The following is a 21249-nucleotide window of genomic DNA, read 5'->3' on the forward strand; positions in this document are numbered from 1 at the left end:
ATGACGGCCGGAGTGTTGCTGTATAGGTTGAGGCCGAGATGGTCCAGAATGCGTAGGCTGATGCCCATCTCGTAGCGAGTGTCTTGACTAGCTTGCACAAAAGACCTCCACGATGGATTCGCCGATAGCCTCAGCGAGCTTGACGGGGACAGCGTTACCGATTTGGCGAGCAGCGTCGCGCACGACGACAGGTTGACCTTCTTTGAAGAACTTGTAGTCAATCGGGAACGTTTGGAGCAGTGCTCCTTCACGAACGGAGATAGCTCGATCCTGTTCAGGATGCCCGAAGCGTCCAGTGCTGTAGTAGCAAAACTGCGTAGTAATTGTCGGTGCCACGGTATCCCAGGACATCCGGCCGTATGGAGCCGGATACAAGGAATCCCGGTGACAGGCACTCAGGAGCGTTTCATCCCAGTCATGCCAACTACCACCAGGCCTCGATTGCTGAATACGTCGCTTGTTAAGATCGGACAATGGCATTGTGACATGGGTTCGATCATCTGGGTGTGCCGCGCCGGCCTCGACGGAAGGAAGATCGTAGATAAAGTCGCGCACGGTTCCGCCGTCTCCGCCGCGCTGAGGAACCCCAATTGGCCCAAGACGCGAAGCAAGCAGCACAAGTCGCCTCCGCGTCTGAGGGATGCCGTAGTCAGGGCACCACACGACCCTCTCGTCATGGTGGTACCCAAGTCGTTCCAGCACCCGCAAGAAATCAGCAAAGGCCTCGTGCTTTGCTAGCCCAGGTACATTCTCCATCGAGACGAAATCGGGCTGAGTTTCTTCGACAAGGCGCGCGAATTCATACACCAGTGAACAATCAGCCTCTTTTCGCAGTTTGCGGTTGTGCGCTGAGAAGGGTTGACAGGGAGCACAGCCCATGAGCACTGATGCGGCTGCATCCGTGAAGAAGGGTTCGATATCTTCACGACCAATGTCACAGATGTCGGCCTCCATGAACCGCGCGTCGGGATTATTGGCCTCGAACGCATACTGACACGACTCGTCGTTGTCGAATCCACCTCGCACCGCTATGCCGGATCGAACTAGACCGTGCGTCAAACCGCCGACCCCGCAGAAGAGATCAACCGCATGTATCGCGGACGCCGCGCCGGATGTCGCCACACTCATGTCTCAAAAGCTCCTGTCCTCAGCAGGTCCGTCGCTGCACATAGCGATCGCCGACCGGCGTCCCAGATCTCTCCTCCCAAGACACGCCGCCAACGTATCGAAGCGGTGTGCCGTTGAACCAACCGATTCGGTAAGGCCTCCATGAACAGATCCACCGCTGAACCTGGCCTAGAACTGGCGGGCGTCGATGTTGACGCCAGCGGCTTGGGCGAGGGCGCGGAGGGTGTCGATATCGGCGGGCTCGACTGTGAGCGTGATCTGTGTGCTCTGGGCGATGTGCTGGATCTCGTCGTTCTCGAAGCCGTCTTCGATGCGGTTGATGACCTCGCGCAGGAGGTTGATGAGGCTGTCTCGGTCTACGTCAGGCCCGAGGCCAGTGTTCGCGGTCAGGGATAGCTGCCAGTGCTGCGGTGCGGGTGGCGACGGTGAAGGAGCCGGCGGCGGCGGATCGGGCTGGGGCTGCGACGGGTCGACAGTCTCTGGCGGCGTCGGTCCCGGTGCCGGACTCGGAGCATCGGGCGCCACCGGGCGACGGAGTCGGACGGTACGAGACGCCAGGTTGATATCGCCACGATCATGAACGGTGTAGACGTTGCCGCCGTCATCGATGAGGTCGATGTCGCCGCGACCGACGGCTTGGTAGATCGCCTCCGATAGTTCGCCAGCCCCGGTGGGCAGCAGCGGCTTGTACGGGTTCGACCAGAAGCTGTCGCGGACTTCTGCGAGCGGCACGCCGAAGTCGCTGTCGCGCAAGTTGTGCATCAGCGCGCTGTAGCCGAATTCGCCAACCTCGAACGCTTTGCTCTCGTCGCGCAGCAACGCCCACACATGCGCTCCGTTCAATGCGTCCTGCTTGTCGTTCGTGAGTCGCACGTACCGCTCTTCGCGCTCGAATTCGCCCTTCGGTGCCAAGTAGACGACATGGCGGTAACACAGCCTGACCCGCACATCGAGTTCCTTGAGCGCTTCGGCGGCGTCTCGCTTCGCTTGCGCAGCCATGTCTTCGTCCGCCTGCACGGTAGGAAGTTCGGCCACCCGCTTGCGAGCCAGCCATTCCGAAGCGAGGCCTCGGGCCTGCGCACGCGTCGCTGTATTGGCAACCGCAAATGCCGCCGACGACGCCCACTGCACGCTCATGGGCGAAGAGCCAAGGCCCATCGCCGCTGTGATGGCCTCGCGAGTGACCGTGTCGTCACCGTTGAACAACGAGAACCAGCGTGAGTCCAAGATCACTAACCGCGTCTGGTGCTGCCGGTCGATGCCTGCTTGACCGATCACATCGCACGCAGCCGCAAATGAGGTGCCATCCGTAGGCACGTCACCACCGTCAACGTGAACGACAGAGTCAAACGGACCCGAACTCGTCAGCTCAAATGCCCTCTCCGTGACTGCCCGATCACGGTCGACCTCACTGACCGCCTGCTTCTCGGCCTTGGCGAGCATCCCGAGCGTCTTGCGGGTCTCGACGACCCACCGTTTCGGGCTGCTGCCTCGACCCGGGATCGAGTCCACCGAAGCCATTCCCGCATCGGTTTCCAGAAGTTCGACCGCAACCGCCTCTGCGTCACCGGTGCCGTAGCCGCTTACCGGCACAAACGATGCTGCGTGCAGTTCTGGCTCGGTCGCGCCCCGAGCACCGTTCGCTCGAGGGCACAGCGAACGCACGAACAGCGCTGTGGCCATCCGCTCTGCTGCCCGCGGATTGTCGTTGCGCCAGCCGTCCTTCCGGGCTGCATCCAACCGACGCGCAACACCTCGATCCGGGTTGTGCTGATCGACGATGTCGACGCCCGCGACCTCACGCAAGTTCGACAGCGTCTTGTGATCGGCCACCAGGCCAGAGCTGAGCAGCGAGTCGCGCACCTGGTGCGACTGCAGGGGCAGGTCGCCGCTGTCGATCAGTTCGGGGACCCACTCCCCGTCGGCGGCTCTCCGTGACTGTTCGTAGGCCGTCGCAGCGAAGAGTCGGATCGTCGAGCGGACACGCTGAAAGCCTGCGTGTTGCGCCCACTCGTTCTCCGCAAGGGTGATCAGGCTGGGATGGAACGGATAGCAACGCGCCACGGCATCGCGAAATGCGGAGCCGGTAGGCCCTCCCAGCTTGTCGAACACCTTGGTAGCCCACGGGTCGTGCATGTGCTCGCCGAAGTGATCAGCAATGCGATCTGTCTCGGCACGCGACGGCAGGCGTTCGAACAATCGCCGCCGAATGATCTCGGCGAAGTCGCCACCGCCGGTCACGGCAGTGGTCCGGCCGTTCCGCTCCAGCAGCTTCTCCAGTTCTGTCTGGCACTGAACGCCAGCTTCGTTCAGTGCGATGTCGTCTTGGTCCGAGGCGATCATCACCACCACGACGACGCAGTTCGGGACGTCGTTTACGGCATCGAGCAGCGCTCGCAGGAAGGCCATCTCGCGCAGCGCGCCGTCAGCGTCGTTGGCAGCCGCTAGCCGGATGTAGTCCATGATTTCGTCAACCAGGACAAGCACGGGTCGCCCAGTGCTGCGCAGCGCCTCGGCAAGACGCTTCTTGCTGGTGATGTGCTCCTTGAACTGGTCGTAGCGGTGCCCGTCCTTATCGAACAGGCGCCACAAAAAACGCTCGCCGAGCAGTTGCGCAGGCCCGAAGTCTTCAACCGACGCGGTGGTGTTGTCGCAGTCGAGCACGACGCAGACAGGGTCGCCGAGGTCGGCCCTGACGCTGCCGTGCCCGGCGATCTCTCTCGCTGTGGCGAAGACCTCGCGCCCCAAGTCGGTCAGGGCCAGTTCGGCCGGGTGCGCAGCAAGATGCCACAGGCCGATCAACCCGTGCGACTTGCCGCCGCCCATCGCTTGGTCGAGCCGCCATACAGCAGAGGTCTGCGTCGAGTCTTCGACGCCAAGCCGAACAGCGACTCGCGCCATGAGCTCCACCAAGTCACCGGTCGGGTGGGTGATGGCGCCGTAGTAGGACGGCGACGCGTACGGCGTCTGGTCGGACTCGACGCCCGCCACGCCGAACACGGCATCGTGCAGCGACATCTGGACGTCGTCCACCGCCCCGTCGCTGCGCGTGACTTCGGGTCGCAAAGCGATTGTCTCCCACCACGGGCGCATCCGGTTGCTTGCGTTCATCGTCAGCCAGCCCCCTCATGCGCAAACAGCGTGCCCTGCTGGTCGCGGTGTTCCCCGTCGACCCGTCGCTCCTCAGTCTCACGCGTCAGCCGTGCGGCGCGCTCTGCAATCAGATGGCGTTGCCGCACTGCCCACGTGAGGGTCTGCCCGTCACGGTCGCTCTCACCGAGCACACGAGCGAACTCTGACATTGCCGCCCACAGCATCTCGTCACCTGCGCGTTCCAGCATGTGCAGGGCCGTCGCGATGTCGCCGATCGAACGGCCCTCCGCGGCAACGGCGAGCACGATGTCCACCGCGGGGCTTGCGGCATGGAGGTTGAGCTCGCTAGTGGCCTCATCACCGAACGCCAACCTCGGACCGCCCTTTGACTTCTGCAGCAACCCCTTCACGTCGTCATCGGTTACGTCATATGACAGCCGCAGCCAACGCGCCTCCGAGGCCGGGGCGACGCTGCGGCCGTGCTGGCGCAACCACGACAACGCGAACCGGGTGCGTACATCGAAGTCCGTGAGCTTGAACCGGTCGATTCGAACATCTGCGGCTTCTTCGACCGCGCGATGCGCCATGCCCAAGAAGTGATCGAACGGCACAGGCTGGCCGGTGAAGTCACGCACCTCGGAGTACTTGCCGACAACCTCCATCGCCGGCGCAATCGCCGCCATCCGCTGATCGGAATCTGTGAGGGCGTCGGCCGTCCACGCGGGGACACGCGATGCGATCACGGCCCGAACCTCCTCGTCCACCATGCGCACATCGCCAACGGGCCGGTCATGCGCAGCAGCGCGACACGCCATCATGATCGTGTTGTCGATGTACTCACCGGTTTGCTTCCCACCCTTTTCTGTGCTGCACGGCCATGATCCCGTCAACACCAATCCCGCATCGGCAATGGCCGTGAGTACTCGAACCCACGCGGGCGGGTCTCCGTGCCCGAACACAACGCTCACGACGCCCTCAGGCTTGACCTTCAGGCGCGCCTGTTCGAAGGCCTTGGTGATGGTCCGTCTGTAGTGGGCTTCCGTACGATGATCAGGATCGTCAACGGTCGTGAACTTGATGACTGCTTCGTGCGTCTTCTCTTGCAAGCCGTTGGGGTCGGTCGTCATTCCGAACCAAGGATCAGCCGTGACCAGAGCCCGTTTGAGCCATACGTACATCAGGTCGGATGAGTCGCAGTAGTTGATCATCGAGTCGTACGGCGGATCGGTCACGACGGAATCGAGGGAAGTATCCGGCATCATCAATGCAGTAGCGGAGCCGCGTTGCATCGTTGCTGCACGGCCTGGCGTGCGGGCGAGCTGCTTTCGAAGAGTTCGAACCGTGTGCACCGAGAGCGAGGCCCACGTGCCCGGCCCGTCTCCGCATCCCGTCTCGAAGTAGTCGAATCCATGTGAGATGCCCGAGTCGTTGAAGTAGGCATCCCCCGTCTTCTGTCCTCCGACATACAGGTTCGCGCTGCGCGTGCTGTATCTCAGCCGCCTAACAAGATTCGACACGGCGTATCCCGCGAGCGCGGACGCGTAATCGACACCGATTCCGGCACCATTCATCTCGGCGCTCATCTGATTGATGACGCGCGAGAGCCAAACGAACCCAAGAGTTTGGCGGTCGTTGCACAGCTCTCCCCAACTCCGGTAGCCGAAGTTGACGGGCCCAATGAATCTTGACAAGCCAGGGTCTATTGGCTCACGGGGTACGGCTGGCAAACCAGGTCCGAACGGTTCTTGAGCGTCGAGCTTTGCATCGATCCTCGCCACGGCATCAAGGTCGGCACGCCCGGGTATCCGGTAACGCTTGCCGACGCCGGCCTCGAGGTCGGCAACCGCAAGCATCGCATCGTCCTTGAGGCCGTCGCGCATCATGCGCTTGAGCGTCTCCGAGTGATGGGTGTGATCACAGAAGGGGCAGATTCCGCTCTTGCCGCGGTCTCCCGCTGTCTTTCGCAGCGTGGGCTGAGCCGTCGGCTTCCCGTCGTGTACCTCGGTTGCGAAAGTGCCCGACGATTCATCGACCACGATTCGGTACGCCTGTCCCGAGTCATCCGTCTTCGGATTCGGGTTGCGCAGTGCGAGATTTCCGGTGAGCGGGAACCGGTTGCCGCAGTTCGTGCAAGGCAGCGTCACGGCCCACACGTATCCCCATGGACGCTTGCCATTGACCTTGGGGTAGTACTCGTCCATCGCGGACTCGTAGCGGCGCCCCACTTCGTCAAGCACGAAGCGCACATCGCGAAGCAGTCGCGGCTCAGTGAAGTACTCGGCTGCATGCTCCTCGTACCCCTCGAACGGCAACGCCGGTTCGTTGTCCCAGTTGCGCATCGGATAGTCGGCCAGCAGCCGGCCGGCGAGCGTCGCGACAGGTGAGTAGTCAATCCCCCAGGTCTGCACGCCAAGGCGCGCCGCTTCCAGCGGAATCATCGCCCTGCCCGAGAACGGGTCGCAGAGCTTGGCGCCATCGGGATAGTGCTTGGCCAATTCCGCTCGCAACTCGGCGTTCGCAGCGTCGTAGCCAGTCATGGCCTCGCGTACCAGATCTTTCAGGTTCTCCTGCTCGGCCGGGTCGTCGGGCCACGGCAGCAACGAACAGATCACGGCTGCCTTGGCCTGAGCCAGTGGCCGCGAGGCAAACCAAGTGAACAAGCTCTTCTCGGCGAACCCAGTGCCCCAGCCGCGCGCCGAGTGTTCCGAGACTTCCTCGCATGGGAACCATCGCTCGATCAAGCGCGTGCTCATAAGTCCCCGTCTTGATGCCCAAGAGCAGCACTCAGCGCGCTGCCCGCGAGCCGATACTCGGTGACGTTTTCGAAGCTGTCGCGGAACACACTCGCCGGATCCTGCCAATGCCCGAACAGGCTGCCTTCGCCGTCAATGCAGTTGTCCACGACATAGAGCCAGTAGTCATCGCTGTGCTGGCGCGCGCTCGTCAGTTCGCCCGAGGTCAATCGCACACCACTCGTGGAGGCCTGGCCGGCCACGCCCTTGACTTCGACGCAGCGCACCTGCGGTCCCCGGCGAGCCTCGAGGTCGTAGCCACGGTTCTGCGTATGTACATCAGTGACATGCCAACCGTCTGCCACCAGGTGCTCAGTGACCCACTGCATCGAAACCGCCTCGCTCTGCGCAGCGGACTCGAGATCCGCCGGGTCGACATCGAGGCCAGCCAGCACGCGTGCCCAGCCAATGCGCCGGGGCGTGGACGCCGTCACCTGAGCGACCTTGTGCGCCTCTGCAAGCCGAGCATCCACCGCCGACTTGATCCGTTGGCGCTCCTTCCGGCCGACCGAGCGGTCAGCGATGTGGTCGGTCAGACGGTTCGGCAGCGATAGCAACTGGCTTCGCAGCTTCGCGACCCACGCGCTGAGCCGCTGCTCGCGGTCGGCACGTTCAGCCTCGGCCGCAATGCAGGCAGCCCTTAAAGCGGCCTCGGCTGCTGCGTCTTCAAGCGGTGCGTGCAAGACCGTCTTAGCGGTACTCATCAACTCGTCCGACGGCACTACGAGGTTCGGCAGTTCCGCCCACGAGACGAGGCGCGTGCTGCCGTCAGCACTCGCAGCGATCAGCCACGTCTGGGTGGAGTGCCTGGGATGATGCCGCGGGTTGTCGCTGCTGCCGCCCTCAGTGATGTCGCTCTCGAACACGAGCAGTGTGTAGTCGTCAGGTGACGCCGTGTCGCACAGCACGGCACCCCGCCACATGTCGGACTCAAGACGGGTGCGCAACGCCTCGACCAGCGCTCGGAAGGCCGTGTCACTCGGTCCGAGCATGTGGGCGTCAGCGGCGCGGTCGACTCCTTGGGCAATAGCGGACGATCGCCCTTCGTGCCGAGTTACCACCAGCGAGCGCCCATCACCTGCAGCGACCAAGTCCGGAGGCAGTTGCCAGCCGTGGACCGCCATGTTCGCGGACAGGTAGTAGAAGCCGTCACCGAGCGGGGCCGGCTGACGGCCGATGACGTTCGCCGACAAGGCCCGCTCCAAGAAATGCTCGACGATGACGGGGTTGACGCGAGCAACGACCTCATCAATGCGAGCGGCGTCTGCCGTTGCCGTGTCAACCGCCACGCTGAGATCGGTGGACTCCGCCAAGTATTCGTCTCGGGCGTTTCTGAGTTCGTCGACGGTGGGCCACGGGTCTGCCGAGTCAGCGGGCGACACTCCGTACCACGGCAGCAACGACTGCTCTGCCGTTCCTGCGCTGGTGCGGGCACGCTCCATGACCGCAGCAAGGCAGTCGAACATTTGGCCTCCGAGTTCATTGGCAGCAGCAATCAGGCGGTCGAGCAGCGTCTCCAACACATCGCCCTCGCGCGTGCCAAGGGCGACCAAGTTGTAGAGGAACACCTTGTCGTCTTGGCCGATGCGGTGGATGCGGCCCATGCGCTGCTCGAGCCGCACCAGCGACCAAGGAATGTCCCAGTTGACGAGCACATGGGCGGCCTGCAGGTCGATGCCTTCGTTACCGGCGTCGGTGGAGACGATGACCTGAAACTTGCCGTCTTCGAACTTCTGGCGCGTAGCGGCGCGATCGGCGTGGCTATCGGCACCTGAGTAGCTGCGTGCCGTGTAGCCGGCGTCTGTGAACATCTGGGTGAGCCATGCGGCTGTGTCGGCGTACTCGGTGAACACGACAAGCTGCTCATCCGAGCCTGGGGCGATGCCGTGCTCGTCAAGGCACTCGGTCAGGGGCTGCCACTTCGACACAGCGGAATTCGCGTCAGCGGCGGCGGAACTTGCTCCGGCGGCGGCCGTCAAGTCGGCCAACAGTTCGGTGATTGCTGCTCGCTCGGCGCGAGCATCGAGCGACCGCGCTGCGGTGACCTGCTCTTCGGCCGTGTCGTCGTCGCTCTCGCGTTCGATGATTGCGATGTCCTGGTCTCCGGCAAGGGCCGGTCCATCGGACGTTCCCATCCGTTCGAGACGGCGACGCAGGGTGCATGCCAGCGCGTGCAGCGATGATGCCGCTCGCTTGCCGTAGACCATCGCTGCGAGCTGGCGTCCCCGCATCGGAAAATAGGTGTTCGCGATGTCCTGCGATGCGTCGTAGAAATGTCGCTCGGTGGCATTCAGCCGCACCTTGAGATTAAACGCTTCGCGTTCGCGGAACAGCCGCGTATTCGAGTCGTAGTCGACCAGATCCTCCTTCATGCGGCGAAGAAAGTGCAGCGAACCAGGGCGGATCAGCTTGCGGGCGATCTGTGTGCCGACAGCGGATGGCGGTGCCGGGGCGCTGCTGCCGGCAGTGCTGGGAAAGATCGTCGGATCGACCAAGTGCAGCAGTTCGCGGAAATAGCGCTCGTCGCCTCGGTGGGGCGTGGCGGTGAGAAACAGCGCGTGCGCTACGTCAGCGGACAGTTCACGTCCGACTCGGTGGAATGTCTCCGCGGTCGGAGTCATTCGGTGCGCTTCGTCGAAGATGACGGCATCCCAACCGGCCTCGTTGGGATGCAGCGCTTCGCGTACCTGTGGATTCGCCGCAGCTAGATGCAAGGACACCACCCAAGTGTCGGCCTGCGTGCTGGCCAGCCCATCCCAGCGCACAGTCTCGGCGGTGACTTCGCGCAGACCGCCACCGAGGAATCTCTCGAAATCGGCCTGCCACTTGCCAACCAAGTGCGCTGGGCAGACGACCAGCGCCCGCTTCACCAATCCGAGTCGTTGAGCCTCACGCAGCCACAGTCCCGACATCATCGTCTTCCCCGTGCCCGGCTCGTCGGCCAGCAGGAAGCGCAGCAGCGGCTGAGGCAGCATCCGCCCGTACACCGCGTCCATTTGATGCGGGTAGGGCCGCAGTCGCGTCGACACCAGCACCGTCGAGGCAGCAGCCCGAGCCGCATCCAGCATCCACTCCGTCCACAGTCCGGCCAGCACCGCCTCTGGCGCTGCTCCGCCGTCAGCGGCGACGATCTCCAACGCCGCCACCTGATCCTGTGTCAGCGACACTTTGCGAAAGGAGCCGTCGTCGTCGATGTCAGCTGTGTCGGTAACGAACAGTTCAAGCCTGTCAGCACGCTGGACGCACTCGTCGACGAGCACCATTGCGCTCTCACCCGGCAATCGCACTCGCTGTCCTCGCAGCACAGCTGCCTGCTCAGCCAGCGTCGCCCCTTCCGTCTCAAGCACCCTCGTGACAGTACCGACCCGCCGCGACATTAGGCAGGTGACTCTCCGAGCCCACTGGCGTAGCCTCATGGGCGTAAGCCCCTCGCAAGCCTCTCACGGAAGCGTCTTGGGGCAGACCTTGGGGGACGGCATCCTGCGGGATGCCGCCCCCGACACGTCACACCACACAACATCACAGTGCAAATGACTGCTGTGGTGTTGTGTAGTGATGTGGGCAGTGTTACCGCAGCGCGGCAGCGGGGGCGGCACCGGCCATGAGCAGGCCGATCTCCTCGCGGGTCGCGGTGCGGGGATCGACCGTGGCCACGATGCGGCCCTCGTACATGACGGCGACCCGGTCGCTGAGCGCCAGCACCTCGTCGAGCTCGGCGGACACGAGCAGCACCGCCGTGCCCTCGTCACGCCGCTCGCGGATGCGGCACCAGATGAACTCGATGGCGCCGATGTCGATGCCGCGTGTGGGCTGCGCGGCGATCAGCAGATCGATCTCATCGGAGAACTCGCGGCCCACGATCAGCTTCTGCTTGTTGCCGCCCGACAGGCTGTCGGCCGGGGACTCCACATCGGGTGTCCGCACGTCGAAGGTGGCCACCACATCGCGTGCGTGGGAGTCGATGCGATCGCGGCGCAGCATGCCGCCCGCCGCGAACGGCCGCTTGAAGTAGCGATTCAAAACCGAGTTGTCGGCCACCGAGTACGAGCCGATGAGGCCGTGCTTGGCCCGATCCTCGGGGATGTGCCCCACGCCGATGACCGTGACCTGGCGGGGCCGGGCGCCTGACGCATCCCGCTCGCTGATCCACACGGTGCCGGCCGTGGCGTGACGCAAGCCCGTGATGGCTTCCACCAGCTCCCGCTGGCCGTTGCCCTCCACGCCGGCCACCCCCACGATCTCGCCGGCGCGCACGGCGAGCGACAGATCGTCGACGGCACGCTGGCCGCGGTCGTCATCGGCACAGAGGCCGGCGATGTCGAGCACCACCGGTCGCTCTGCGTCCTCGGCATCTGCCGCCTCGGAGACTGAGGCTGCGTCACCGGGCGCGGTCTCGATCGGGGCTGCCGACCCGACGCCGGTGGCGCCCGACTCGAACCGGTCCCCATGCAGGTCGACGGCGCGGCCGACCATCATCTCCGCCAGCGCTGCCTCGCTGGTCATCGCAGGCGCGGTGGTGCCCACCACCTTGCCCTCGCGCAGCACGACGATGTCGTCGGCCGCTGCCATGACCTCGCGCAGCTTGTGGGTGATGAACACGATGCCGACGCCCTGGGCGGTCAGCCCGCGCAGCACATCCAGCAGATGATCGGTCTCCTGGGGGGTCAGCACGGCGGTCGGCTCGTCGGCGATCAGCACCCGTGCATCGCGATACAGCGCCTTGAGGATCTCGACCCGCTGCTGCGCGCCGACCGGCAGGTCCTCCACCGCCGCATCAGGGTCGACCCCGAGCCCGAATCGGTCTGCCAAGTCCAGCACCCGGCGGCGGGCCTGGACCACGTCGATCATGCCGAGCTTGCGCGGCTCGGCGCCGAGCACGATGTTGCGCACCACGCTCATCGGGGGCACGAGCTGGAAGTGCTGGTGCACCATGCCGACGCCGCGGGCGATGGCGTCGTGCGGGCTCGACAGCTCGACCTGCTCGTCGGCAATCACAACCTGGCCCGCATCTGGACGGTGCAGGCCGAACAGGACGTTGACGAGGGTGCTCTTGCCCGCGCCGTTCTCGCCCAGCAGCGCAAGGATCCGCCCGGGCCGCAGCTCGACCGACACGTCGTCGTTGGCCACCACCGGGCCGAAGCGCTTGGTGATGCCATAGCCGGCCAGCAGCACCTCGGGCTCAGCCTGCACAGCAGCAGCCTCAGCGGTCGCGGCCATCATCGAACCTCGTAGGGCTGGCCCAGAGCCGCCGGGTCGCGCATGCGGCCGAACAGACCGGCCGCCGCCACCACGATGATCGTCACCACGAACGGCAGCATCCCCACGAACTGCGCGGGGATGTCGAACGTGTCGTTGAGCTGGAACTGGTTCTGCAGCGCCGTGGTGAAGCCGAAGAACAGCGCCGCCGCATACGCGCCGAGCGGGGTGCGCCGCCCGAAAATCATCACGGCGAGCGCCAAGAAGCCCCGCCCGCCGGACATGGCCCGAGTGAAGGTGCCCACGGCCTCCAGCGCCAGGTAGGCCCCGCCCAGACCCGCCAGACCGCCGGCCAGGGTCACATTCAGGTACCGCAGCCGGATCACGTCGATGCCCACGGTCGCAGCGGCACCGGGATGTTCCCCGATGGCGGTGGTGCGCATTCCCCACACCGAGCGCAGCAGCAGCACATGGAGCACGACCACCAGCACCAGCGCGAGGTAGGTGAGCGGCGGCCGGTTGAACAGCGCAGTGCCCAACACCGGCAAGTCGGCCAGCGAGCCCAGCTCGATCGGCTGGTACTTCAGCTGGCCCAGCGAGCGGCCTCGGTCATAGAAGAACGACGTGAGGCCCAGCGCGGCAATGTTCAGCACGGTGCCGGCGATGATCTGGTCGGTTCGCAGCCCCACGGCCATCGCGGCCAGCATCCAGCCCATCGCCAGCCCGGTGCTCACCCCCGCGACAACGCCCAAGAAGAGCGAGCCGGACATCGACGCAACCGTGAATGCCACAAACGCCGACATCAGAAACTGGCCCTCGATGCCGATGTTCACGATGCCCGAACGCTCGCCGATCATCCCGCACATAGCGCCCAGCACCAGCAACGTGGCGGCGCGCACGGTGCCGCCGAGCACCGCCGTGGTCTGCGCCCCGTCCCAGGCGTAGAAGCCCCACACGCACGCCACGAGCCCGACAGCGCCCACGAGGCCCCACACGCGCAGCGGCGTCCGCCGGATCGGCGTGCGCGGGGGCGGCGTTCCCGTCTCGGCGCTGAGACTCCGTGCGCCGCTGTCGGCGCCAAGACTCATCGGCCCCACCCCGCTCCCAGCGTGAGGCGACGGTCTCCGGGCTGATCAGGCCGGTCGCGCAGCCTCAGAATCCACCGCACGATCAACGGTGCGGCGACGAACAGCAGGATCAGCGCCTGGATCACGTCGATGATCTCGGGCGCGACACCCGATTCGAACTGCATCTTGGCCGCGCCGGCTTCCATCAGCCCCACCAGCAAGCCTGCGGGGATGACGGCAATGGGATTGGTGCGTGCCAGCAGCGCGATCGTGATGCCCTCGAAGCCGAGACCCACGTTGACGCCCGCCTCGAAGCGTCCGTCCACGCCGAGCGACTCGACTGCACCCCCGAGGCCGGCCAGCAGCCCCGCCACCGCCATCGACGAGGCCATGATCCAGCCCACCGAGATGCCCGCGTAGCGGGCCGCGTGACGGTTCGCCCCGACGCTGCGCACCTCGAACCCGTAGGTGGTCCGCTCCACCACGAACCAGCACGCAAAGGCCGCCAGCACGGCCAGCACGAACCCCGCCGGCAGCCAGCCCCACGTCGGGATCTCGGCGGAGGGCTCGACCAGCGGCGTCCGAGCGATGATGTTGGAGCCCGATCGGTCCTGCCAAGGGTTCGCGGCCAGCCAGTCGGTCAGGTTGCCGGCCACGAAGTTGAGCATGATCGTCACGATCACCTCATGCGCGCCCGACGTGGCTTTGAGCACGCCGGCGATGGCACCCCACGCGGCGCCCGCAGCCGCGCCGACCAGCAGGGCTAACGGGAGGTGCACCACCAGCGGCAGGCCCTCGAGCCCGAATCCCACCCCGGCGGCGAACGCCGCGCCGACCAGTAGCTGGCCCTGCCCGCCGATGTTGAAGAGACCCGCCTTGAAGGCGAAGGCGACTGCCAGGCCGCCGAAGACGAGCGGTGTCGCCTTCTGCAGCGTGCGCAACAGCGCATCGGCGTCGCCGGCCCCGCCGAGAACCAGCGCGCCGTACGCACTGAGCACGTTGTGGCCTTGGACGGTGATGAGCACCGCGCCGAGCACCAAGCCCAGCACGACCGACGCCACCGGGACCGCTGCGGCGCGCAGCAGTGCCCGCATCGAGGCGCTGCGCGCTTCGCCGGCGGCATCCGCCGTCGAGGGCTGTTCGGCGGCAGCGGGCACCGTGGGGCCAGCGGGCATGCTCACGGTGAGGTGAGGAACCCGCTGGCCACGGTGCCCATATCAGGTCGTACGGCGGCCGATCAGCCCAGCGGCCACCCGGTGTCGATCTCGCCGGCGTTCAGGCCGGCTAGCACATCGTCGAGCGTGGCTCGCATGTCATCGGTGACGATGTCATCGAAGTCATGGAACGGCGCCAAGCCGACCTCGCCGAGGTAGTTGCCTCCCGCGAAGTCTCCGCTCTCGGCCTGGGCAATCAGGTCCGCCACTCCCGGAGTGATGAGCTTCATGGCGCTCGTCACCAGGCACGGCTGCGCCTCGGGCACCGTGTTCCACTGGTCGGTATCGACGCCGACGCAGTAGGCGCCTTCCTGCGAGGCAATCTCGATGAGCGCGCCGTTGCCGGTGGCACCGCCTGCGCCGAAGATGATGTCTGCACCCTGGTCGAGTGCCTGACGGGCGGTGGCAGCACCCCAGTCGGGATCGCCGAAGGCGACGTCCAGACCGCCGGGGTGGTACGTGGAGATCGTCTCGACGGCCGAGTTGGTGTAGCGAGCTCCGTGCTCCCAGCCCTCCTTGAAGGCCACCACGGGCGGCACCAGATCGGTGCCGAGCACGGCACCCACGATGTTGGTCTCAGTGAGCATGCCGGCGAGCGCGCCAGCCAGGAAGCCTGACTGGTCCTCGGGGAAGATCAGCCCGGCCAGGTTGGGCAGTGCCTCGCCTTGGAACTGGTCGACGCCGATGAAGAAGATGTCGGGGTTTGCCTGTGCGGCAGCGATGGTGGCATCGCCAAGGCCGAAGCCGACCGTGATGATGACGTTCGCCCCGTCCTCCACGAACAGGCCGATGTTGTTCTCGTAGTCCTTGGCCTCTTCGGTCTCGATGTAGTCGGCCTCGACGCCGAGGGCTGCAGCCGCTTGCTGCGCACCTTCCCAGGCCGACTGGTTGAAGCTCTTGTCGTCCACCTTGCCGGTGTCAGTCACCACGCCGATCTTGAAGGCATCGCCGTCGTCGTCGCCGGCGCAACCCGCAGCGAGCAGTGCTACGACGGCGAGCGCCAGTACGAGCAGTTTCGTGAGTTTCGTCATGGAGGCCCTCCCGTTCGCGCCAATGACGTGGCTGGACCCCAGCGATCCCGCCTCTCTGCCAGTTGAGCCTATGCGCCTACTCTTGAACGAGTTCGACCAGCGTGCCGAGATTGCCCTTCGGGTGGACGAACGCGACGGTGGTGCCCCGGGAGCCGGGCCGGGGGGCGGTGTCGATCGGCACCGCGCCGGCGTCGATCATGGCCTCGAGCGCAGCAGCGCAGTCGTCCACCCGGTAGCCGATGTGGTGCAGGCCTTCGCCCCGGCGCTCGAGGAACTTGGCGATGGGCGAATCCGGACGGGTCGCCGCAGTGAGCTGGATGTAGCTGTCGGCCACCTTGATCAGCGCCTCTTCGACGCCGTCAGAATCGACGACCTCCCGGTGGGCGACCTCGGCGCCGAACGCGTCGGCGTAGTAGGCGACCGCAGCGTCGAGGTCCTTCACGGCGATGGCGACGTGGTCGATCTCGGTCAGGATCATCAGGCTGCACCGTCCTCTCTTGTGTAGGTGGTCATGATGAGCGTCTCTGAGTTCGAAGGCAGCCGACCGCGTCGCAAACCGGCTACGCGGCGGCTTCCAGCGACGCAGCGTGGCGGGCGAACAGCGTGATGCGGTCTTCGCCGATCCGCTCGCGCTTGTCCGGGTCGGTGATGCCCATGCCCGGTTCGTCAGCCAAGCACAGTACGCCCAGCTTGCCCTCGTGCATGTTGTGATGCACCTGCCGCGCAGCGGAGCCGGTCTCATCGAGGGTGAACGTCTTCGACAGGATCGGCTGAATCCTCCCGTGATCGATGAGCCGGTTCATCTCGGCCGCCTCGGCATAGTTCGCGAAGTGGCTCGAGACGATCTGCTTGAGGCGCATCCACAGATGCCGGTTGTCGTACTCGATCATGTAGCCCGACGTGGCAGCACAGGTGACGATCTTCCCGCCGCGCTTGGCAACGAACACCGACGCGCCCATGGTGGACCGACCTGGATGCTCGAACACGATGTCGGGATCGTCGCCGATGAGGCTGCGCACCTTCTTGCCGAAGCGGCGCCATTCGCCCTCGTCCTGGGTGTGGCTATCGCTCCAGAAGCGGTAGCCCTCCGCGCTGCGGTCGATGACGTGCTCGACGCCGAGTTCGTGCAGCAGCTCGGCCTTGTCGGGCGAACTCACCACCCCGACGGGCACGCCTCCGCCGTTGAGCACCAGCTGGCAGGCGTAGCCGCCCAGGCCGCCCGAGGCGCCCCAGATCAGCACCGAATCGCCTTGCTTCATGCGGGCAGCGTTGTCGCTGACCAGCATCCGGTACGACGTCGAAGCGCACAGTGCGTTGACCGCGGCCTCTTCCCAGCTGAGGTGCGCGGGTTTGGGCATGAGCTGGTTGGCCTTCACCACCGTGAGGTCGGCGAGGCCGCCGAAGTTGCTCTCGAAGCCCCAGATCCGCTGATTGGAGGCCATCATCGAGTCCCTGTGCGCGGCGGGATCTTGGTCGTCCACGTAGTTGCAGTGGACGACGACATGGTCGCCGGGTCGGTAGTTGCGCACGTTGGAACCGCACTGCAGCACGACACCCGACGCGTCAGACCCGAGCACGTGATAGTCGAGCGCATGGCGGGCGCCCCAACGGCTCTCGCGCCCGAGCCGATCCAGAAACCCGAACGTGGGAAGGGGCTCGAAAATCGACGTCCACACGGTGTTGAAGTTGATCGAACTGGCCATCACCGCCAGGTAAACCTCGTTGGGGGCCAGCTCGGGCGTTGCAACCTCGCCGATGTGTATCGCCTCGCGGGGGTCCTTGTCGCGAGATGCCCGCCCTTCGAACATCGATGTCTCATCACGCCGTACGTATGCCGCCCGGTAGCTCTCCGGAATCGGCAAGGCCTCGATCTCGGGACCCGACGCACCTGCGTTGACGGCTTCGACGATGTGCTTCACGGGGCCGGACGCTAATCGTGCGGTGGGGCCGCGAGTGCCGCGTTTCTGTGACGATCCGGCCCCGCTTGGCTCAACCCCGGCAGCATCGCGGGCCGTTTCGTGCACTCGCTGGTCACCCAGCCGCGGTTGCGCGCCGTGGGCTGGGTGCACCGGCACCGTTGAGGGGACAGCGACGGCTGGTTCGGTGATCGTCGGCGGCGCACGGACGCCGATCGGCAAATTCAACGGCGGGTTGGCCTCGATGACCGGGGCACAGCTCGGGCCGGAGATCGTGAACCCCAATGGCGGTGCGGTGGCACTGGGACACCCCATCGGTATGTCGGGTGCCCGGCTGGCGTTCACCTTGGTGGGTGAGCTGCGCCGCCGCGGCGGCGGATTGGGCGCTGCGGCGCTCTGCGGGGACGGCGGTCAGGGCGACGCCGTCATCTTGCGCGCTGCATAGCCAAGTACATACGGCGGTCCTACACCGAGGCCCGGTGCAGGACTTCGGTCTTGACACACATGGGCCAGAGCGCTGCTGCGACCGCGTCGCCGACTGCGCTCGCGTCGCCGGCGGGCGCTTCCAGGTAGACGCGGCTCGCCCCCAGCAGCTCGGTCAACCGGGCGAAGGGCGCGGGGTCGACGAGCATCGCACCGACCACCGCCTTCGGGGCGGTGGCAATCGCCAGCAGCGAACCGCATGGGTCCACGAACACGGCCGCGACGCCTTCGGGGGATGGACAGGCACTCAGGCACAGGGCGCGCGCATGACACGGCCCAGCCACCACCACCCGGTCGTTGGGCGACGGCCGGAAGACCGCTACCGGCAGATCTGACGCCGTCGGCAGCGCAGCCCGATGGGCAGTGGGCGGTCGGCCGGCACGCGACGGGCCGTCAGGGGCTGCGGGGCTGGCCGCCTGCACGACGGGGTCATCGGGATTCTCTGAAGCCATGGCACTCCTCGAAGCTGTCGCGCTCGAAGCACGGGGCGTCGAAGCGAGAGCTCGGACATGCAGGCCGCAGGGAAGGTGCCGCCGAGACCGTACGCAGACGGTCAGACGGGTTCCAGCGATTTTCGCCCGGCTCAGCCTCTAGCAGGATGCTGAAAAGTCGATCTCGGGCGGTGTCCAGTTGCAAACCCGCAGGTCAGGGGCTTGTGCTTCCGGCCAGACCTGCATATTTCAGTACTCTGCTAGGACGTCAGGGTGCGGCGATTGTGCAACGCGCGCTCAAGCGTGAGCTCGTCGGCGTACTCCAAGTCGCCGCCGACGGGCAACCCGCTGGCGAGCCGGCTCACCTTGACGCCGAGCGGCTCGAGCTGGCGCGCGAGGTACATCGCCGTCGTGTCACCCTCGATGTTGGGGTTGGTGCACACGATCAGCTCGGCGACCTCCTCCGAGTCGAGGCGCGCAAGCAACTCGCGGATGCGCAACTGCTCAGGCCCGACTCCCTCGAGCGGGTTGAGCGCGCCGCCGAGCACGTGATAGCGGCCGCGGAATCCGGCTTTCTCCATGGCGACCACGTCGCGGGGTTCCTCCACCACGCAGACCATGCCGGTGCGCCGCGCCGGGTCGGCGCAGTAAGCACACGGATCGGCTTCGCTGAGGTTCCAGCACTGCTTGCAGAACCCGACACGCTCGGCGGCGGCTGTGATGGCCTCTGCGAGGCGGCGAGCATCGGCCGCGGGCCGCTTCAAGAGCCAGAATGTGATCCGCTGCGCGCCCTTGGGGCCGATGCCGGGAAGGCGGCTGAACTCGTCGATCAGGTCGTCGACCGCATCGTCGTACACGTCAGTCCCTGTTTTCCGTGGCCGGCCGCAGGCAGGTTGTCTTGGTCGCTGCGCCCCGCGGAGCTCTCACACCGCCGCTACAGGCTGTCAGGTCGTGCCCTCGTCGACGCGGACCACGGTCGAGCCTGGGAAGCGGTCGACAATCCGTTGGACCTTGGCTTCGTGCGACGACACAGATGCGTCGGGCTCTCGGGAAGGCGGCGATGCGCTTTGCCGGGCAGGGCTTCCGGCTGCAGCGCTCGCAACCGGCGCGCCACTCGGCGGATCGACGGACCCCTCTTCGGGCGATCTTGCTGCGACGCCGGCCTCATCGGCAGCGGCCGCCGGAGCGACAGTGCCAGCGGCGGTACCAGGTGGGGAGAACGGCACTCCGCCGCTGCCCTCCGGGATCTGGTCGGACTCAGCCTCCGCTTCGCTCACCTCGAGGCGGGCTTCCTGATCGAGCAATGCTGACAGGATCGGCTGCACTTCGTTGGCCCGGCGACGCGCTTGGGCAAGCGGCACACCTTCGCTCAGCCGAACAGTCACAACGTTGCGCTCGTGAGCGAGGATGGCTGCGCCCCGGAACACACCCGCCGCGACCGGACGCAGTTGCTCGACAATCTGGGTCTCCCAGACACGCTGGAGATCCTCGGCCGTCATCGAAGGACCAGACACAGGTGCAGACTCCACCCTCGCGCCCGGCTGCGCTGCTGCTTGGGGTGAGGGAGCTGGCGGCGCGGACTCAGCCGTCTGCTGCGAATGCGCTTCGTCCGTTGCCGCTGCTGGCAGGGACGAGGGCGGCACAGGTGCTGCGGGTGACTGGGATGCTGACGGCGGCGGTGGGGGCGGAGCCGGTCTCGAGGACTGCGGCGCGGTCCTCGGCGTCGATTCCATCGACGGCGGGGCTTTGGTCGCGGCCATCGCTGCCCGGGCGGCAGCGGGACCGGCTGCGTCGGGCGCGGAGCGCCCAGAGGGGCCGCGCGCCGCTGCGGGTGGCGCATGAGCGCCCAGCACCTCGTCGGCCAGCAGACCCACCAGCGCTGCCTCCAGCGTCAGGCGTCGATCCGCCGATTGCGGCATCTGCGCCAGCGCCGCGCCGAGCGCTTCGAGGGCTCGCACGTTGGCACGGCGGCCCATGGTGTCCGCCAGATCGCGTGCCGACGTGATGTCGTCGGGCGACAGCTCGGCAGGGTCCACGCCGGCGCCCACGAGAAACATGTCGCGCAGCCGACGGGCCGTGCGCTCGGCCAGATCCCGAGAGTCCACCCCTGCGGAGGCCGCGTCGGCCACAGCGATGAGCGTCGCTGCCAGGTCGCCGGCAGCCAGGACTCTCACCAGGACGTCCACATCGGCGCGCTCATCGGGAATGCCGCCGGCAGCCAGCACCGTGTCGAGTGCCGACAGTGCATCACGTACCGAGCCGTTGCCCCGCTCGACGACGTAGTCGACAATCCGCTCGTCGACCGGAGCGTCCGCAGCTTCGGCGACCGCCCTCACATGCGCTGCCATCTCGTCCGCACCGACGAGTGCCAGCTCGAACTGCTGGGTCCGGCTGCGGATAGTGGGCAGCACCTTCTGCGGATCGGTCGTGGCGAGGATGAACACGACGTGAGACGGCGGTTCCTCCAGCGTCTTCAGCAGCGCATTCGACGCTGCCGCCGAGAGCATGTGCACCTCGTCCAGCAGGTACACCTTGCGGCGTCCGGCACTCACCAACGCCGCCTTCTCGGTCATGTCGCGGATGTGGTTCACCGAGTTGTTGGATGCAGCGTCGAGCTCGATCAGGTCCATCGACTTGCCCGCTGTCACGGACCGGCAGCGCTCGCATTCATCGCACGGCTCGCCGTCTTTGCCGAGCGCATCGCAGTTCAGAGCCTTCGCCAGGATGCGAGCGGACGAGGTCTTGCCGGTGCCGCGGGGGCCGCTGAGCAGGTAGGCGTGGCCGACGCGGTCCTCCGCCACGGCGTTGCGCAAGGCCCGGACGAGGTGCGGCTGCCCGACCACCTCTGCGAACCGCTGAGGCCGGAACCGCCGATAGAGCGACTGGTGCTGCATCTCG

At 66.1% G+C, this 21249-nt stretch carries 13 protein-coding genes and 1 pseudogene; 1 reads left to right on the forward strand and 13 read right to left on the reverse strand.

Going from position 1 to position 21249, the window contains the following annotated elements; all coding sequences use genetic code 11:
* Positions 1 to 87: 87 nt before the first annotated feature.
* From ACOGXQ_RS12265 to ccrA, 10 genes are all read right to left on the reverse strand, one after another.
* Positions 88 to 1128 (reverse strand): DNA cytosine methyltransferase, encoded by a 1041-nt coding sequence (locus tag ACOGXQ_RS12265; protein WP_419943944.1) that lies wholly within the window; start codon positions 1126 to 1128, stop codon positions 88 to 90.
* A 168-nt stretch (positions 1129 to 1296) separates the two neighbouring features.
* The gene (locus ACOGXQ_RS12270; protein ID WP_419943945.1) at positions 1297 to 4239 is read right to left on the reverse strand and encodes a DUF499 domain-containing protein; all 2943 of its coding nucleotides are present in this window, start codon (positions 4237 to 4239) and stop codon (positions 1297 to 1299) included.
* Between the two features lie 2 nt (positions 4240 to 4241).
* Positions 4242 to 6974: a DUF1156 domain-containing protein gene (locus ACOGXQ_RS12275; RefSeq protein ID WP_419943946.1), complete on the reverse strand. Its 2733-nt coding sequence runs from the start codon at positions 6972 to 6974 to the stop codon at positions 4242 to 4244.
* Entirely contained in the window at positions 6971 to 10360 is a 3390-nt protein-coding gene (locus ACOGXQ_RS12280) for a helicase-related protein (RefSeq protein WP_419943947.1), read from the reverse strand. The genes ACOGXQ_RS12275 and ACOGXQ_RS12280 overlap by 4 nt, the downstream gene beginning before the upstream one ends.
* A gap of 220 nt (positions 10361 to 10580) precedes the next feature.
* Positions 10581 to 12230 (reverse strand): ABC transporter ATP-binding protein, encoded by a 1650-nt coding sequence (locus ACOGXQ_RS12285; RefSeq protein WP_419943948.1) that lies wholly within the window; start codon positions 12228 to 12230, stop codon positions 10581 to 10583.
* Positions 12230 to 13297 (reverse strand): ABC transporter permease, encoded by a 1068-nt coding sequence (locus tag ACOGXQ_RS12290; protein WP_419943949.1) that lies wholly within the window; start codon positions 13295 to 13297, stop codon positions 12230 to 12232. Before ACOGXQ_RS12290 ends, ACOGXQ_RS12285 begins: the two co-directional genes overlap by 1 nt.
* On the reverse strand, positions 13294 to 14451 hold the full coding sequence (locus ACOGXQ_RS12295) for an ABC transporter permease (protein WP_419947387.1): 1158 nt from the start codon (positions 14449 to 14451) through the stop codon (positions 13294 to 13296). The genes ACOGXQ_RS12290 and ACOGXQ_RS12295 overlap by 4 nt, the downstream gene beginning before the upstream one ends.
* 62 nt (positions 14452 to 14513) lie before the next feature.
* Positions 14514 to 15521, reverse strand: a complete 1008-nt coding sequence (locus ACOGXQ_RS12300; protein WP_419943950.1) for a BMP family ABC transporter substrate-binding protein — start codon at positions 15519 to 15521, stop codon at positions 14514 to 14516.
* A gap of 76 nt (positions 15522 to 15597) precedes the next feature.
* Entirely contained in the window at positions 15598 to 15999 is a 402-nt protein-coding gene (gene mce / locus ACOGXQ_RS12305; RefSeq protein ID WP_419943951.1) for a methylmalonyl-CoA epimerase, read from the reverse strand.
* An 82-nt stretch (positions 16000 to 16081) separates the two neighbouring features.
* Positions 16082 to 17440 carry a crotonyl-CoA carboxylase/reductase gene (gene ccrA / locus ACOGXQ_RS12310; protein WP_419943952.1) on the reverse strand — a complete coding sequence of 453 codons (1359 nt, stop codon included), beginning with the start codon at positions 17438 to 17440 and terminating at the stop codon, positions 16082 to 16084.
* Positions 17441 to 17669: 229 nt separating this feature from the next.
* Here ccrA and ACOGXQ_RS12315 point away from each other — a divergent pair.
* Positions 17670 to 17882, forward strand: a pseudogene (locus ACOGXQ_RS12315) (acetyl-CoA C-acyltransferase); the annotation flags it as partial.
* A 19-nt stretch (positions 17883 to 17901) separates the two neighbouring features.
* Here ACOGXQ_RS12315 and ACOGXQ_RS12320 read toward each other — a convergent pair.
* The 3 genes from ACOGXQ_RS12320 to dnaX all read right to left on the reverse strand — a co-directional run bounded on the left by ACOGXQ_RS12320 (position 17902) and on the right by dnaX (position 21245).
* Entirely contained in the window at positions 17902 to 18372 is a 471-nt protein-coding gene (locus tag ACOGXQ_RS12320) for a hypothetical protein (protein ID WP_419943953.1), read from the reverse strand.
* A 239-nt stretch (positions 18373 to 18611) separates the two neighbouring features.
* Positions 18612 to 19208, reverse strand: coding sequence for a recombination mediator RecR (gene recR, locus ACOGXQ_RS12325; RefSeq protein WP_419943954.1), 597 nt, complete (start codon positions 19206 to 19208; stop codon positions 18612 to 18614).
* Positions 19209 to 19295: 87 nt separating this feature from the next.
* On the reverse strand, positions 19296 to 21245 hold the full coding sequence (gene dnaX / locus ACOGXQ_RS12330; protein WP_419943955.1) for a DNA polymerase III subunit gamma/tau: 1950 nt from the start codon (positions 21243 to 21245) through the stop codon (positions 19296 to 19298).
* Between the last annotated feature and the right edge of the window lie 4 nt (positions 21246 to 21249).

The sequence above is a fragment of the Candidatus Poriferisodalis sp. genome (assembly GCF_965208485.1).
GTDB lineage: Bacteria > Actinomycetota > Acidimicrobiia > Acidimicrobiales > Poriferisodalaceae > Poriferisodalis.

What these genes read in the sequence shown, in the direction of transcription:
- ACOGXQ_RS12300 (WP_419943950.1), bottom strand. Translation starts at nt 15,521, where the DNA reads ATGACGAAACTCACGAAACTGCTCGTACTGGCGCTCGCCGTCGTAGCA.
- ACOGXQ_RS12320 (WP_419943953.1), bottom strand. Translation starts at nt 18,372, where the DNA reads ATGGCTTCAGAGAATCCCGATGACCCCGTCGTGCAGGCGGCCAGCCCC.
- mce (WP_419943951.1), bottom strand. Translation starts at nt 15,999, where the DNA reads ATGATCCTGACCGAGATCGACCACGTCGCCATCGCCGTGAAGGACCTC.
- ACOGXQ_RS12290 (WP_419943949.1), bottom strand. Translation starts at nt 13,297, where the DNA reads ATGAGTCTTGGCGCCGACAGCGGCGCACGGAGTCTCAGCGCCGAGACG.
- ACOGXQ_RS12270 (WP_419943945.1), bottom strand. Translation starts at nt 4,239, where the DNA reads ATGAACGCAAGCAACCGGATGCGCCCGTGGTGGGAGACAATCGCTTTG.
- ACOGXQ_RS12265 (WP_419943944.1), bottom strand. Translation starts at nt 1,128, where the DNA reads ATGAGTGTGGCGACATCCGGCGCGGCGTCCGCGATACATGCGGTTGAT.
- dnaX (WP_419943955.1), bottom strand. Translation starts at nt 21,245, where the DNA reads ATGCAGCACCAGTCGCTCTATCGGCGGTTCCGGCCTCAGCGGTTCGCA.
- ACOGXQ_RS12295 (WP_419947387.1), bottom strand. Translation starts at nt 14,451, where the DNA reads ATGCCCGCTGGCCCCACGGTGCCCGCTGCCGCCGAACAGCCCTCGACG.
- ACOGXQ_RS12275 (WP_419943946.1), bottom strand. Translation starts at nt 6,974, where the DNA reads ATGAGCACGCGCTTGATCGAGCGATGGTTCCCATGCGAGGAAGTCTCG.
- ACOGXQ_RS12285 (WP_419943948.1), bottom strand. Translation starts at nt 12,230, where the DNA reads ATGGCCGCGACCGCTGAGGCTGCTGCTGTGCAGGCTGAGCCCGAGGTG.